The sequence below is a fragment of the Allorhizobium sp. nf9_anc genome (genome assembly GCF_056323085.1).
Genome location: NZ_CM150481.1, coordinates 2,994,650 through 3,009,035 on the forward strand (window position 1 = coordinate 2,994,650; position 14,386 = coordinate 3,009,035).

General features: G+C 61.4%; 12 protein-coding genes. 3 read left to right on the top strand and 9 right to left on the bottom strand.

Annotated features, from left to right (window positions below):
• Positions 1-68: 68 nt before the first annotated feature.
• The gene (locus tag AC02Y0_RS14715; protein ID WP_476379620.1) at positions 69-1,094 is read right to left on the bottom strand and encodes an ABC transporter substrate-binding protein; all 1,026 of its coding nucleotides are present in this window, start codon (positions 1,092-1,094) and stop codon (positions 69-71) included.
• Between the two features lie 108 nt (positions 1,095-1,202).
• Complete coding sequence (locus AC02Y0_RS14720) at positions 1,203-2,225, bottom strand: ABC transporter substrate-binding protein (protein WP_476379621.1); 1,023 nt, start codon at positions 2,223-2,225, stop codon at positions 1,203-1,205.
• 214 nt (positions 2,226-2,439) lie between these two features.
• On the opposite strand from AC02Y0_RS14720, the gene AC02Y0_RS14725 reads away from it, so the two are divergent.
• Both AC02Y0_RS14725 and AC02Y0_RS14730 read left to right on the top strand, forming a co-directional pair.
• Positions 2,440-3,180 carry a response regulator transcription factor gene (locus AC02Y0_RS14725; protein WP_112240679.1) on the top strand — a complete coding sequence of 247 codons (741 nt, stop codon included), beginning with the start codon at positions 2,440-2,442 and terminating at the stop codon, positions 3,178-3,180.
• Positions 3,177-5,327, top strand: coding sequence for a sensor histidine kinase (locus AC02Y0_RS14730; RefSeq protein WP_476379622.1), 2,151 nt, complete (start codon positions 3,177-3,179; stop codon positions 5,325-5,327). The genes AC02Y0_RS14725 and AC02Y0_RS14730 overlap by 4 nt, the downstream gene beginning before the upstream one ends.
• A gap of 63 nt (positions 5,328-5,390) precedes the next feature.
• Here AC02Y0_RS14730 and mnhG read toward each other — a convergent pair whose 3' ends face one another.
• Genes mnhG through AC02Y0_RS14760 form a run of 6 tightly spaced genes read right to left on the bottom strand, consistent with a single transcriptional unit; the run spans position 5,391 to position 11,394 of the window.
• A complete protein-coding gene (gene mnhG, locus AC02Y0_RS14735) occupies positions 5,391-5,756 on the bottom strand; it encodes a monovalent cation/H(+) antiporter subunit G (protein ID WP_476379623.1) in 366 nt (121 codons plus the stop codon).
• Positions 5,753-6,034, bottom strand: coding sequence for a K+/H+ antiporter subunit F (locus tag AC02Y0_RS14740; protein ID WP_476379624.1), 282 nt, complete (start codon positions 6,032-6,034; stop codon positions 5,753-5,755). The genes mnhG and AC02Y0_RS14740 overlap by 4 nt, the downstream gene beginning before the upstream one ends.
• A complete protein-coding gene (locus tag AC02Y0_RS14745; RefSeq protein ID WP_476379625.1) occupies positions 6,031-6,507 on the bottom strand; it encodes a Na+/H+ antiporter subunit E in 477 nt (158 codons plus the stop codon). Before AC02Y0_RS14745 ends, AC02Y0_RS14740 begins: the two co-directional genes overlap by 4 nt.
• On the bottom strand, positions 6,504-8,138 hold the full coding sequence (locus AC02Y0_RS14750; RefSeq protein ID WP_476379626.1) for a monovalent cation/H+ antiporter subunit D: 1,635 nt from the start codon (positions 8,136-8,138) through the stop codon (positions 6,504-6,506). Before AC02Y0_RS14750 ends, AC02Y0_RS14745 begins: the two co-directional genes overlap by 4 nt.
• 2 nt (positions 8,139-8,140) lie before the next feature.
• On the bottom strand, positions 8,141-8,473 hold the full coding sequence (locus AC02Y0_RS14755) for a Na+/H+ antiporter subunit C (protein WP_165222373.1): 333 nt from the start codon (positions 8,471-8,473) through the stop codon (positions 8,141-8,143).
• Complete coding sequence (locus tag AC02Y0_RS14760) at positions 8,473-11,394, bottom strand: monovalent cation/H+ antiporter subunit A (protein WP_476384047.1); 2,922 nt, start codon at positions 11,392-11,394, stop codon at positions 8,473-8,475. The genes AC02Y0_RS14755 and AC02Y0_RS14760 overlap by 1 nt, the downstream gene beginning before the upstream one ends.
• A gap of 109 nt (positions 11,395-11,503) precedes the next feature.
• On the opposite strand from AC02Y0_RS14760, the gene AC02Y0_RS14765 reads away from it, so the two are divergent.
• Positions 11,504-11,767, top strand: a complete 264-nt coding sequence (locus tag AC02Y0_RS14765) for a helix-turn-helix domain-containing protein (protein WP_476379628.1) — start codon at positions 11,504-11,506, stop codon at positions 11,765-11,767.
• Between the two features lie 41 nt (positions 11,768-11,808).
• Here the strand turns inward: AC02Y0_RS14765 and secD are convergent, their stop codons facing one another.
• Positions 11,809-14,325 (bottom strand): protein translocase subunit SecD, encoded by a 2,517-nt coding sequence (gene secD / locus AC02Y0_RS14770; RefSeq protein ID WP_476379629.1) that lies wholly within the window; start codon positions 14,323-14,325, stop codon positions 11,809-11,811.
• Positions 14,326-14,386: the final 61 nt, after the last annotated feature.

Consider the following 14,386-nt stretch of genomic DNA (forward strand, 5'->3'; position numbering starts at 1 on the left):
CATCAATAGATTCGCGGGAAGAGAAATGGGCCGGCGGTCCAGAGACCGCCGGCTGATAGGGTCAGGCGTCAGTTGGCGACAGCGCCGATCTCACGATCCCAGCGCTCAAGCAGCGCCTTGCGCTTTTCCGGATCGCCATAAGTCTTGAAATCGTAATCAATCAGCTTGATGTCCTCGAAGCGCGGCGCTTCCTTGGGGATCTCCGCCGTCTTGTTCGAGGGAAGCTGGAAGGACTTGGCGTCCTTCATGCGCGACTGCACTTCAGGCTGCAGCGACCAGTCGTACCAGGTCTTGGCATTCTCCATGTTGCGAGCGCCCTTGACGATCGACATGGAGCCGATCTCGTAGCCGGTGCCTTCGCAAGGTGCGATCGACTTGACCGGGAAGCCCTCGGCCGTCTGGGCCACCGCATCATGCATGAAGACGATACCGAGGCCGGTCTCGCCGCGGGCAGCAGCCTTCACCGGCGCGGAGCCGGACTTGGTGTATTGCGAGATGTTGGCGTTGAGGGACTTCAGATATTCGAAGGCCTTGTCTTCGCCCATGATCTGCACGAGCGAGGCGAGCGCGGTATAGGCGGTTCCAGACGAGTTCGGGTTAGCGATCTGGATCTCGCCCTTTAGTTCCGGAGCCAGTAGGTCGGCCCAGCACACCGGTTCCTTATAGCCCTTCTGCTTGAAGATCTCGGTGTTGTAACCCCAGCCGAGCGCGCCGGCATAGACGCCGACGGTCTTGAAGCCCGAGCTTTCGGCCTGGTTCTTTGCCCAATCCTGCAACTGGTCCAACATCGGCGACTTGTATTCTTCCGTCAGCCCTTCGGAAGCGGCCTGGAGATGAGGGTCGCCGGTGCCGGCCCACCAGAGGTCGGTCTTCGGATTGCGGGCTTCGGCGCGGATCTTGGCGTAGGCCTCACCGGAGGACATGCGGACCATGTTGACCTTGATGTCGTATGCCTTTTCGAAATCGCCCTGCATCTGTTCGCAGATCACGACGTCGGCGGCGCAGATAAGGTTGAGCTCACCGGCAGCCAGAGCCGAACCGGCAGACAAGCTCGTGCCGGCGAAGAGTAGAGTCGAGAGTATTGTCAGTCGCATGGGTATCCTCCTGTTGCTTGCGTCTGATGGAAGTCGAAGAAAACGGACAAGCCTTCGGCGGCGGTGCCTGGAAGGCACCGTGTCTGAGATCGTCCGGTCGTGGAAAAATCAGTTCGTCGGGTTGATCTCGCTATCGAAGCGGCTCAGGAGCCGACTTCGCTGTTCGGGTGATCCGAAAGTGGCAAAATCATAGTCCACCATCTTGATCATCGAGATATCGGGAGCGGCGGGCGGCAGCACGGCCCGGGCATTGGATGGCACCTGGTTCTGGCCCGCGGCAGCACCGGTCGCCTGCCCTTCGGGGCTCAGCGCAAAATCGACGAATCGCCGCGCCTCTTCCAGATTGCGACTGCCCTTGACGATACTGACCGCTCCGATTTCGTAGCCGGTGCCCTCGCAGGGCGCGACGATCACGAGGGGAGCGCCCGCCTCCTTTTGCGTGACGGCATCATGCATGAAGGAGATGCCGATCGTGATCTCTCCCCTGCCCGCCGCCTTGACCGGCTCTGCACCGGCCTTGGTATATTCGGTGATGTTCTGGCCGAGTTCGCGCATATAGCCAAAAGCCTCGTCTTCGCCAAGCAACTGCACGAGCGTCACCAGCGTTGTGAAGGCGGTGCCTGACGAATGCGGGTTTCCAGACAGGATGTGGCCGCGATAGATCGGCTTGGCGAGATCCTTCCAGCAGTTGGGCGCCGGCAATCCTGCAGCCGCCAGAAGCTCGCCGTTGTAGGCAAATCCGAGTGCCCCGGCATAAAGGCCGACGGACGTGCCGCCGGACAGGGAGAAGAAGTTCCGAGCCCAGGGCAGAAGGTCTGCTTCCTGCTGGGGACGGTAGGGTTCGAGCAATCCTTCGTAGGCTGCCTGCAGATGTGTGACGCCGGTCCCGCCCCACCAAACATCGACCGTCGACGCATCTTTCTCAGCCCGCACACGGTCGAGTATTTCGCCAGTGCTCATCCGCGGCATGTTGATGGCAAGGCCGGTCCTCGCCTCGTAGGTCTTCTGCATGACGGCGCACCAGACCTCGTCGACACCGCAGAGAATGTTCAGCGTGTCGGCTGCCCGGGATCCCGTAGCCGTGGCGAAGGTCACAAGTACCCCGGCGCCGATGGCGGTCAATAACTTCACGTCGTCCTCCCTTGGAACCTCCCCGTTCCAATGACTGAAGCATGTCCATATCGGCCCGGGCTGGCAACCCGGAGAATGGTTACCGATCTTTCACCGTGACGTCGTCACTCGTTGCAGAGATTGCAAATGTTACAATTGTGACGTTTGCCGATAACCACCAAGTCTTTGGCGTTTTTGCCCTGCCCGGTTATGATGCCGCCGGGAGGACTGCAACGTGTTGAACCAGAAGGTGAAAATTCTGATCGTCGAGGACGATCCGGATATGGCGGAGCTTATCTGTGACCTGGTGGAGGCAGAGGGTTGGATACCCGTGACGGCGCCCTCCGCCGAGGCAGCGCAAGATCGATTGCTGCACGAGACGGTTCAACTGGTTCTTGTCGACCATAACCTGCCGGGCCTTTCGGGCCGAGCCTTCGCCCAGCGCCTGAGAGCGCAGACCGATGTCGGCATCGTCATGGTGACGGCTGCGGGAAGTGCGACCGATCGGGTGCTGGGACTGGAGACGGCCGCAGACGACTACGTGGTCAAACCGTTCGAACCGAACGAACTCACCGCCCGGATCAAGGCGGTTCTCCGTCGTACCCATCCCCAACTACGCCACGACAGGGAGAGTGAGCGCGAACAGCCGTCAACGGCGCTCAGGCTCGGCGAATGGGCCGTCGATCTCGGTCAACGCCGTGCCGTTTGCCTCGCCGATCCAACGAAGACGCTGACGTCCGCCGAATTTGCCCTGCTGGAAATCCTCGCCGAGACGCCGAACACCCCCGTGAGCCGCGCCCAGATTCTCGACCGTATGGGCGCTGACTCCGATCGTTTCGTTGATCGCAACGTCGATGTTCTGGTCCTGCGGCTCAGGCGTAAGATCGAGCGTAACCCCGACCTGCCCCGCCATATCCAAACGCGACGCGGCAAAGGTTATGTGCTGCACACCGATGAAGCCGGATTATCGCCTTGATCAACCGCGCCTTCCTCTCCTCCATCGCCTTTCGATTGCCCTTCGCAATCGCATTCATCTGCGCCTCAGTTCTCCTCCTGTCGACCGTCGCCATTTATGGTCTGCAGAGGGCGCGCAGCGAAATGTCGGCCTACAGCGTGCAGGCTTTCTCAAGTCTCGCCAAGGCTTCGCTCGTCTCAAGGCAGGTTTCCGACCTCGTTTCGAGCGCACCTTTCCTGATGAATGCAACGTCCCCCTACCGTGTCTCGAGTGAAAGCCGCGCCGTGGTGGCCCAGGTCGGCACACTTCTTCAGACCATGGCACCGGATCAGCCGGGCACTGCCATGCCAGGCACCGGCGCGCACCGGATCATTGAACTGCTTGAGAGCATCGAGGACCAGACACTGGCACTTGCGGCAAATGCAGATGCCGCACAGGCACATAAGGCCGAAGCGGCCGTCGCACTCGGAGAGATAGCGACCGCTCGCGCCATTCAGGATCAGGAGCTACGGCAGCGCCTGAACGATATCGCACAATCAGCCTCCACGTCGGACAGTCTCTTCCAGCTTGGCGAACTTCAACGACGCTTCGTGGCCGAGACGACCGTCCGAATGCTGGTACCAGGCCCCAATCTAAGGGTCTCGCCTGAGCAACTGGAACCCTACCGTCGGATCTTTGAGGCACAGACCCGTTACCTATTGGAGATGTTCACCATCCGCGCATCGGTCTCACGGCTGCACACCGTCTCGCGCGACCTCTCGCATGCAACCGAAACCCAGAGCGCATTCGTTGCCAGCGCGCTGAACAAGAATCTCGAAGCCACCTCAAGCGCATTGCGCCAACTGCTTGTCATGATCGTGCTTGCATCCTTCGCGGTCGTTATCCTAGCTATTCTCTCAATTCGCTCAGTTATGCGCGTTTCACACGGAATAGGTGACCTCTCGCGCGGCATGAATGCGCTGGCTCGCGGAGAGGAAAATGTCGGGCCGCCGGTTTATGCCGGGACTGAAACGGAGCTGATCCGCTTGCTTGACGCATTTCGCGCTTTCAAGGAGAGCGTCGATCGCGTGTCCCGTCTGAGACGCACGGCAGAAGCGGCTGCTCGGACGATCCGATCCACTTTCCGGACAATGAATGAAGGCATTGCCCTCTTCGATCCGACAGGTCGGCCGATCACCATGAACCGCCGCATCATCGAACTGATGCGCCAAACGGGATCCTCGCGAAAAATGTCGCTGAGACGGTTCGTTGGAACGGTCCCGGAGATCGATCCCCTTCTTATGCCCACCGAAAATGAGAGCGGCTCGCTTGTCGAGCGTCAAATGCTGCGGCACCGGTTTGTTGACGACCAGGTGGTGGAGATTTCTGCATCAAGGCAACCTGACGGCGGCGTGGTCCTGCTCGCCCGAGACGTGACGGCCATGGATCGCCAGGAGATCGAGGCGGCCCGCGCCCAACGCCTGGATGTGGTCATGCGCATGACGCATCAGGTAAGCCACGAGGTTGGCAATATGATTGGCATCATCACCGGAAGTCTTGGCCTACTTGAGCGCGAACCAGGGTTCACCGAAAGGCAGAAGCGTCACCTGGGACGCATACGGAAGGCCGCCGAGCGTGGGCGAGCGCTCGCATCCAGCATGTTGTCCGTCGGCAGTCAGCAGCAGATCCGTCCAGCATCGATCGAGGTTGCCACGATCCTTCAAGGGATGGCGGATGTTCTGGAAATGGCTATTGGCGCCCGCAATCGTCTGGAGCTGGAGCTTGGAGCCAATCTGCCAACCGTCAGTCTCGATCCTGCGCTGCTCGAGCAATCCATTCTGAATCTTTGCCTGAACGCGTCGGCCGCAATGCCAGATGGCGGAACAGTCCGAATTGAAGCAAGCGGGGAGGTAAACACGGTCACCATCGCAGTCATCGACGAAGGTGTCGGTATGTCGCCCGAAGTCCTCGACAAAGCGTTGGAACCCTACTTCACCACGAGATCAAAAACCGGGGGGTCTGGCCTCGGGCTCGCCATGGTCTATGGGTTCGTCCGCCAGTCTGGTGGCGAAGTCAGAATCACCTCTCGTTTGGGGGAAGGCACACGCGTGGAGCTTTGTTTCCTTGCGTCGAAGTCCGATGCAACGCCGTGGCAGGCTGAACACGAGCGGGTCCGACTGAGCCATTGAACGCCCGTCGCCCTCGCCGCACGAATTCAACAGCACCGCAAACTTGTCTGCGATGAGCGAAAATTATTGCCGCTCTCCCGGAGAACCATCCTCCGGAACAGTTGGGTTGCCCTCTGCGCGATCGCGGTGCAGGGCTGCTCTCGCCAGCAGAATGAGGGTGATAGGCGTTGTGAGTGTCACGAAGATGCCGATCAGGATCTCATGGACGACGGCTCTCGATCCGACAACTGAGAAATACAGGATGGAGGCTAGCATGATGCCGCCCACACCCCAGCTCGTTCCGAGCGTGGGCGCGTGGATGCGCTCGTAGAAGGTCGGCAGGCGCAAGAGGCCGAATGCGCCGAGCAGTGTCAGGCTAGAGCCGAGAAGAAGCAGGGCGGAGACGGTAATGACCATCCACAGCGGGAGGTCGGCGATGGGCATGGTCATTCGATCACCTCTCCGCGCATGAGGAACTTGGCGAGTGCCACCGTTGCCACGAAACCGAGCATGCCAATGACCAGAGCGGCCTCGAAATAGACCGTGCGGCCACTGCCGATGCCGAAGGTGACGAGCAGCAGCATGGCGGTCACGTAGGATGCATCGAGTGCCAGAATCCTGTCCTGGGCGCGCGGGCCGATGAAGACGCGCACGACGGCAATCATCAGGGCAAGTGCCAGGAGCAGTTTCGAGATCGATACGGCGGTGAAGAAAATGATGGCGCTCATTCGATGATCTCCAGCAGCAGGCTTTCGTAGCGGTCCTTGATGTTCTTCACCCAGGCCTCCTCGTCGATCAGATCGAGCACATGGATCAGAACCGTCTTGCGGCGACCATCATAGGCGAGCCAGGCCGAACCCGGCGTGCTGGTCAGGATCACAGCCATGATCGCAAGCGCTGTCGGGTGTTCGATCTCGAGCGGCACGGTGATGAAGCCGGCTGTATGTTTCTGGCGCTTGCCGCGCAGGATGAGGAATGCGACGGCGGCATTCGAGCGGATGATATCCGTGAAGACACGCCACATCAGCGTGGGCACGAGATACCACTTCTTCAGTTTCGGCTTGTCGGGCCTGAGCGACGCCATGGCCCAACCGCCAAACATGGCAACGACCGATCCGAGGATCAGATGGCCGAGCGTGAAGTCGTTGAGCAGCAGCCACATCACGAGCAGCGACAGGCTTAGGAGCGGATAGGGCATCATGGCGCGCCCTCCCCCTCGCCGACCGCCACCGGGCTCGCATCCCTGACCACGGTGGCGTTGCGGACCGCGTCGATATAGGCCGAAGGATTGGCAAGCGTCCTGATCGTCGTGTCCATATAGGTCATTGCCGGGCGTGCCTGGATGGTGAGGACCAGCGTCAGTGACAGCAACATCATGACCGGTACCAGCTCCACGACCAGCACGCGCGGCACCGCTCCCTCGATCGAACCCCAGAAGGTTCGGATGCCGGCGCGGGTCATCGAAATCAGTGCGGCGATGCCGGAGAAGATGACGAGCACGATCAAGGTCCAGACGGCGAGATCGGGCGTCTGACCGATCGATCCTGTGCCCATCATTGCCGATAGCATGGCGAATTTGGAGATGAAGCCGGAGAGTGGCGGTAGCCCGGCCAGCAGGATGCCGCAGGCGGCAAAGCAGATGCCAAGGATCGCCATCGTGCCCGGCATGGTCGTGCCGTTGCCATCCTCGATATCGGCTTCCTCTCCGTCGCCATAGGCTTCCATGGTGACTGCAAGGACGTTGGCGCCGGCATCCTGCCCGCGCTCCACCAGCTCGATCAGCATGAAGAAGGCGCTGATGGTCAGGGTGGAGCTGACGAGGTAGAGCAGCGCGCCGGACGACACGACACCATCATTGATGCCCAGCACCATCAGAAGCGTGCCGGATGAGACGAGGACCGAATAGCCGGCAAGCCGACCAAGTGCCTGGGAGGCAAGCACGCCGATGGTTCCGAACACAAGTGTCGCCATTCCGCCGATCAACAGCACTTCAGCGCCAAAGCCTGCCGATGGACCATCGCCGAAGAGAAGCATGGTGAGGCGCAGGATGACATAGATGCCGACCTTGCTGAGGATCGCAAACATGCCGGCGACCGGCGCGGAGGCTGCACTATAAGCGGTGGGCAGCCAGAAGCAGAGCGGCCACATGCCGACCTTGATGAGGAATGCCACGCCCAGAACGGCTGCACCCGCCTCCATCAGGATAAGCCGATCCGGCTCCATCTCCGGCATGCGCAGGGCAAGATCTGCCATATTGAGCGTGCCGGCCGTACCATAGACGAGGCTTACCCCGATGAGGAAGAACAGAGCCGCGACAAGATTGACGGCAATGTAATGCAGTCCCGACTTGACGCGCAGCGTGCCCGTTCCGTGGAGCAGCAAGCCATAGGAGGCGGCGAGCATGACCTCGAAGAAGACGAAGAGATTGAAGAGGTCGCCGGTTAGCAGTGCGCCGTTGACGCCCGCTAACAGCAGCTGGAACAGGCTGTGGAAATGGGCGCCCACGGCATGCCATTTGGCGAGAGAGAAGACCAATGCTGCCAGCGCAAGGATCGATGTCAGCAACAGCATCATTGCCGACAGGCCGTCGATGACCAGAACAATGCCGAAGGGGGCGGCCCAATTGCCGAGCAGATAGACATTGTCGAAGCCGTTCGGACCGCTTTCGATCGCGAACAACAGGATGGCATTTGCCAGCAGCAGGATGACCCCAGCAAGGCTGACGAGTGCCTTGGCGGTTCTGTTGCGTTCGTCGATGAACAGCAGGAGAGCGGCTGTCACCATGGGTATCAGGATCGGCGTGACGATCAGGTGGTGGCTCCAGGCAATCATGGCTACTCGTTCCTCCCATCGACATGGTCATTGCCAGTCAGGCCGCGGGCGGCGAGCAGCACGACGAGGAAGAGCGCAGTGGTCGCAAAGCCGATGACGATGGCGGTAAGGACCAGTGCCTGCGGAACCGGATCGGTGAGTGTCGTCGACACCACCCCATCCTCAAGGATCGGCGGCATGTTGCTCTTGACGCCACCAACGCCGAAGATGAACAGGTTGACGGCGTAGGAGAGCATCGACAATCCGATGATCACCTGGAAGGTGCGCGGACGCAGGATGAGCCACACGCCGCAGGTGGTCATCAGACCAATGGCCAGGGACAGGATGATTTCCATCAGCGTTTCTCCCCCTTTGCTTCCTGCGCCCTCAGGCGGTTGATGCGGATCGACTGGTGGGCGAGCGCCACCAGGATCAGGACCGTTGCGCCGACCACGAGCAGGAAAACACCGAGATCGAAGAGCAAGGCGGATGCAGCCGGCACCTTGCCGATGAGCGGAATCTCCAAATAGCGGAAGTGCGAGGTGAGGAACGGATGGCCAAGCAGCCAGGCCCCGATCCCTGTTGCTGCCGCGATCAGGATCCCGGCCCCCATCCAGCGCAGCGGCAGGATGCGAATGCGATCCTCCGCCCAGCGCGTACCACCCGCAAGATATTGCAGGAGGAAAGCAATCGACAGCGTCAGGCCTGCCGAGAAGCCGCCGCCCGGCATGTCGTGGCCCCGCATGAACAGATAGACGGCAAAGGTGATGATGACAGGGAAAAGCCACTGCATCAGCACCGAAGGCACCAGCAGATAGTCGCGCATCATGTCACCCGGCGAGCGCTCCGGCTGGTCGGCGTCGAAGCGGTTCTGGGTCAGCTGCTGCTCGGGCAGCTCCATGCTGTCCTCGGCGGGACGGAAGCGGCGCAGCAGGCCATAGACCGTCAGGCCGACAATGCCGAGCACGGCGATTTCCCCGAAGGTGTCGAAGGCGCGGAAGTCGACGAGGATCACGTTGACGACATTGCGACCGCCACCCTCCGTATAGGCATTCTGCAGGAAGTAGCTCGCGATGGCATCGGGCACCGGCATCGTCATGACCGTGAAGGCAACGACGGACATGCCGACACCGCAGACGATCGCAATCGCCAGATCGCGGAAGCGGCGGAAGCGGCTCCGCAGGGTCATCACCTCGCCGATCCCGGGTGAGCGCTTGGGCAGCCAGCGCAGGCCAAGAAGGATCAGGACGGTCGTGACGATCTCGACGAGCAACTGGGTGATGGCAAGGTCGGGCGCCGACAGCCAGACGAAGGTCATGCAGACGATCAAGCCCACCCCGCCCAGCATGATGAGTGATGCCAGGCGATGATACTTGGCGGACACGGCGGCCCCTATCGCCAGCGCCATGCCGACCAGCCAGATAAGCGCGAAAGCCGGATCGACTGCCGAGAAGACGACGGGTCTGCGCTCGAAGCCCGAGAGATAAAGCGGCAGGGTTGCGGCGAGGAAGCCGGTGACGACAATCCATCTGAGCTGCGGCTGCAGATTGCGGGTGCCGAGCCGGCTTTCCGCCAGACGCGCCCAGCGCCAGGAAACGGTGACGAGGACACGTTCGAACAGGCGCTGTCCTTTAAGTCGGCGCAGATAGGGCGGACCATCCTCGGAGCGGGAAAGATAATCCCGCATCGCCATGTAGAGCAGGAAGCCGCCGACCAGGGCAACGAGGCTCATCAACAACGGGACATTGAACCCATGCCAGATGCTGAGGCTGTATTCCGGTGTCCGATCGCCAAGCACGCTTTCAACCGCCGTCTGCAGGAAAGGCCCGATCGAGATCGCGGGAACGATGCCGACCACAAGGCAGACGACGACGAGGACTTCGATCGGAACACGCATCCAGCGCGGCGGCTCATGCGGCGTTTCCTTGGGCAGTCCGACCGGTGGAGGCCCGAAGAAGACGGTGTGAATGAAGCGCAGCGAATAGACGACGCTGAAGATGCCGGCGAGCGTCGCGACGTAGGGAAGGATCACGTCGAGTGTCGAATCCGCATGGGTTTCGACGGCTTCCGCGAAGAACATCTCCTTCGACAGGAAGCCATTGAGCAGCGGCACGCCAGCCATGGCGGCGCTCGCGACCATGGCGAGCGTCGCGGTTGCCGGCAGGAAACGGTAGAGGCCGCTCAACCGCTGCATGTCCCGCGTGCCCGTCTCGTGATCGATGATGCCGGCCGCCATGAAGAGCGAGGCCTTGAACGTCGCGTGATTGAGCATGTGGAAGATCGCCGCCGCCGTCGACAGCGGGCTGCCAAGGCTGAGAAGCGTCGTGATCAGGCCGAGATGGCTGATCGTCGAATAGGCTAGCAAGCCTTTGAGGTCGCGCTGGAACATGGCGAGGAAAGCGCCGAGCAGCAGTGTCGAAACACCCGCCAGGCCAACGAGGATGAACCACTCATAGGTGCCTGAAAGCACCGGCCAGAAACGCACGAGCAGGAAGACACCTGCCTTCACCATGGTGGCGGAATGCAGGAAGGCCGAGACGGGCGTCGGGGCTGCCATCGCGTTCGGCAGCCAGAAATGGAAGGGAAACTGGGCGCTCTTGGTCAGCGCGCCGAGCAGGATGAAGATCAGGGTCGGCAGATAGAGCGGATGCTCGCGAATGAGCTGGCCGGAGGCGAGGATCTTGTCGAGGTCATAGCTGCCGACGATCTTGCCAAGAAGCAACATGCCGATCAGCAGGCAAAAGCCGCCGATCCCCGTGATCGTCAGCGCCATACGGGCACCATCGCGGGCCGCGGCACTGGTGTGCCAGTAGCTGATCAGCAGGAACGAGAAGATGCTGGTCAGTTCCCAGAAGATCGACAACAGAATGACGTTGCCGGAGACGATGATGCCGAGCATCGCGCCCATGAAGGCCAGCAGGAACGAGAAAAAGCGCGGGATGGGGTCGTCCTTACCCATGTAATAGCGGGCATAGAGGATGACCAGGAAGCCGATCGAGGTGACCAGCATGGCAAAGATCCAGGCAAAGCCATCTAGTCTCAGAGCGAAATCAAGCCCGAACTGCGGCAGCCACTCTGCGGTGAACCGCAGCACGCCGTTGTGCATGACGAGGGGATAGGCACACGCAGTGACGATCAACGTCAGGAGCGTCGTGGCGCCTGCGACGAAGACCGGCAGGTCGCGTGACGTCGTGTTCAGAATGAAGGCCGAGGCGACGCTCCCCACAAATGGGAGCACAAGGACCAGCAGCAAGAGGATCGAAGCGTCCAGCGTTATCCCAAATCCAGTTCCTTTCAACGATGCGACCGAGAAAAATGCCTCGGACTAGAAATTAAAGAATTTCAACCTAAATGGGCGATATCACCCAATCTAGGCAAGTTTAGGCATGGATCAACCCCAAAACGAACCGGTTTTTTCGCCAGCACTGTGTCGCGCGGCTCGCGGCTACCTCGGGTGGACACAAGAGGACCTGGCCACACAGTCGCATGTGTCCCGCAGCACGATCCGTGATTTCGAAGGTCTGCGACATGGCTTGCATCGGTCGACGGAAGCACAATTGAAGCTGGCCTTCGAAAAGGCAGGGCTGCGTTTCACCAACACGGATGGTTGCCCCGGCATTTGCGGGTCAGCCACCGTGACCGTGGTTTGAGTTGAGGCGGGCCTGGCTCAGACAGGCCCGCCTTGAAGGCTTTAGGCTACCTGTTCTTCGGCTGCGATCTTGTCCAGCCGTGTCTTCCTCCGGCTGCGCCAGTCTCCGAGGAATAGCAGGATGGGTGCCGCGATGAAGACCGACGAGGACGCGGCGATGAAGATGCCGAAGACCATGGGCACGGCAAAACTCTCGACCGCACTGCCGCCCCAGATCGCCATGGGTAGCATGGCGAGGAAGGCGGTCGCCGAGGTGTAGATGCTTCGGGCGAGCGTTTCGTTGATCGAAAGATTGATCAGGTCGCGGAAGGGCATGGTCTTGTAGAGGCGCATGTTCTCTCGCATCCGGTCGTAAACCACCACCTTGTCATTGACCGAGTAGCCGACCAGCGTGAGCAGGGCTGCGATCGCCGTCAGATTGAAGTCGAGACCCGTCAGCGCAAAGAAGCCGATCGTCTTCGTCACGTCGAGGATGAGCGTGGCGATCGCTCCGACGGCGAAGGGCCAGTCGAACCGCACCCAGATATAGACGAGCATGGCGAGCGACGCGAGGATGACCGAGGTCAGACCGGCAGTCGCCAGTTCGCCGCTCACCTTCGGACCGACCACTTCGGTCCGTTCGATCTTGGCCGAGGGATCGATCGTCTGGATCGTCTCGCGCACCTTTGAGACCGCATCGGTCTGGGCCTGTTCGCCGCCCGGCTGGCGCTCGAGACGCAGCATGACGTGGTTGCTATCGCCGAATTCCTGCAAGGCGACTTCGCCCAGGTTCAGGCTCTCGATGCCGGAGCGCAGACCGGAGAGGTCGGCCGGCCCCGATGTCGAGAGTTCAAGCTGGATGCCGCCCTTGAAATCGACGCCGTAGTTGAGGCCCGGCGTGATGAACAGGATGATCGAGGATATCGACAGGAAGGCCGAGACACCGATGCCGAACAACCGCGCCTTCATGAAGTCGATCTTCGTGCCGTCCTTGATCAGCTTGAACGGCAGGAGTGGCTTGATGGCAATCGTCTTCAGCTTGTAGCGGCGGGCAATCGCGACCATCGCGACCCGCACGACCGAGACGGCCGTGAACATCGAGATTGCGATGCCAAGGCCCATGGTGACGGCAAACCCACGCACGGGCCCGGAGCCGAACCAGAAGAGCAGAACGGTGGCGATGAGGGCCGTGACGTTGCTGTCGATGATGGTGGAATAGGCCTTGGCAAAACCGTGGTCGATGGCCGCAAGGGCCCCTCGCCCCTTGCCGACCTCCTCGCGGATACGCTCGTTGATCAGGACGTTCGCATCGACGGCCAGGCCGATGCCGAGCACGATGCCGGCGATGCCTGGCAAGGTGAGCGTCGCCCCGAGCATCGTCAGACCGGCAAAGGTCAGGACGACGTTGAGCGTGAGGGCCAGCACCGCGAGCAGGCCCCAGGTGCCGTAGAGGGCGAGAATGAAGGCGACGACGAGGCCGAAGCCGGCGAGGCCTGACATGATCCCCATTTCGATCGCATCGCTGCCGAGATCGGCGCCGACCGTGCGTTCTTCGATGACGGTTAGCTTGGCCGGCAGGGCGCCCGCGCGCAGCAAGGCCGCGAGCGTGTTGGCCTCATCGACAGAGAAGTCTCCGGATATCTGTCCTGCGCCGCCGGTGATCGGCTCTCGGATGACAGGCGCGCTCAGCACCTTGTCGTCGAGCACGATCGCGGAGGGACGGCCGACATTGTCCCGGGTGATGCTGGCAAAGCGGTCTGCGCCGACGCCATCGAAGCGGAAGGAGACGACGGGCTGGCCGCCCTGAGGGTCGAACTGCACCCGCGCATCGGTGAGCCGGTCACCGGCGAGGAGGACCGTCGACTGAACGGGATAGGCCCGGCCGTCGTCATCCTCCAGCGTCTCGACACCGGCTGCTCCTTGTTCTCCCAGCAGGTGGAAGCTCATCTTGGCGGTGGTTCCGAGAAGCGCGCGCAGTCGCGACGGATCCTGCTCGCCGGGAAGCTGGACGAGAACGCGATCGGCGCCGACGCGCTGGATGGTCGGCTCGGCAACACCGACCTGGTCGACGCGCTGGCGAATGACTTCAAGGCTCTGCTCGACCGCCTGGCTCATGCGTGCGGTGATGCCCTGCTCGCTCGGCGCCAGTCTCAGGGTGTCCGCACCGCTGGTGGAGACATCGAGTTCGGGCGCCCCACTCCCTGTTAGCGTGACCGTCGGGTTGTTCAAAACCGCGAGCGCTTCGGTCGCAGCACTTATCTGTGCGGGATCGGCAAGGGCCACCACCACGGCGCCGCCGTCGCGACGAATGCTGCGGGTCTGTATGCGGGCTTCGAGAAGGGTCGAACGAACCTCCTGGGTGAGGCTCTGGAGCCATTCGTCGGTCAGCGCCGGGCGGTCGACCTCGAGAACGAGATGGGAGCCGCCGCGCAGGTCAAGGCCGAGCGATACGCGCTCATGCGGCAGCCAGGAGGGAAGTCGGGAAAGGGTCGTATCGGGCAGCACATTCGGCAATGCGACGAGCAAGCCGAGCAGGATGACGAGCATGTAGCCCACCACCTTCGAGAGGGAGTTTTTCATATGGAATCCAGCATGTTGCGACCGCGGCATCCAAGCCGTGGCACAAACGGGTCGAGCCATC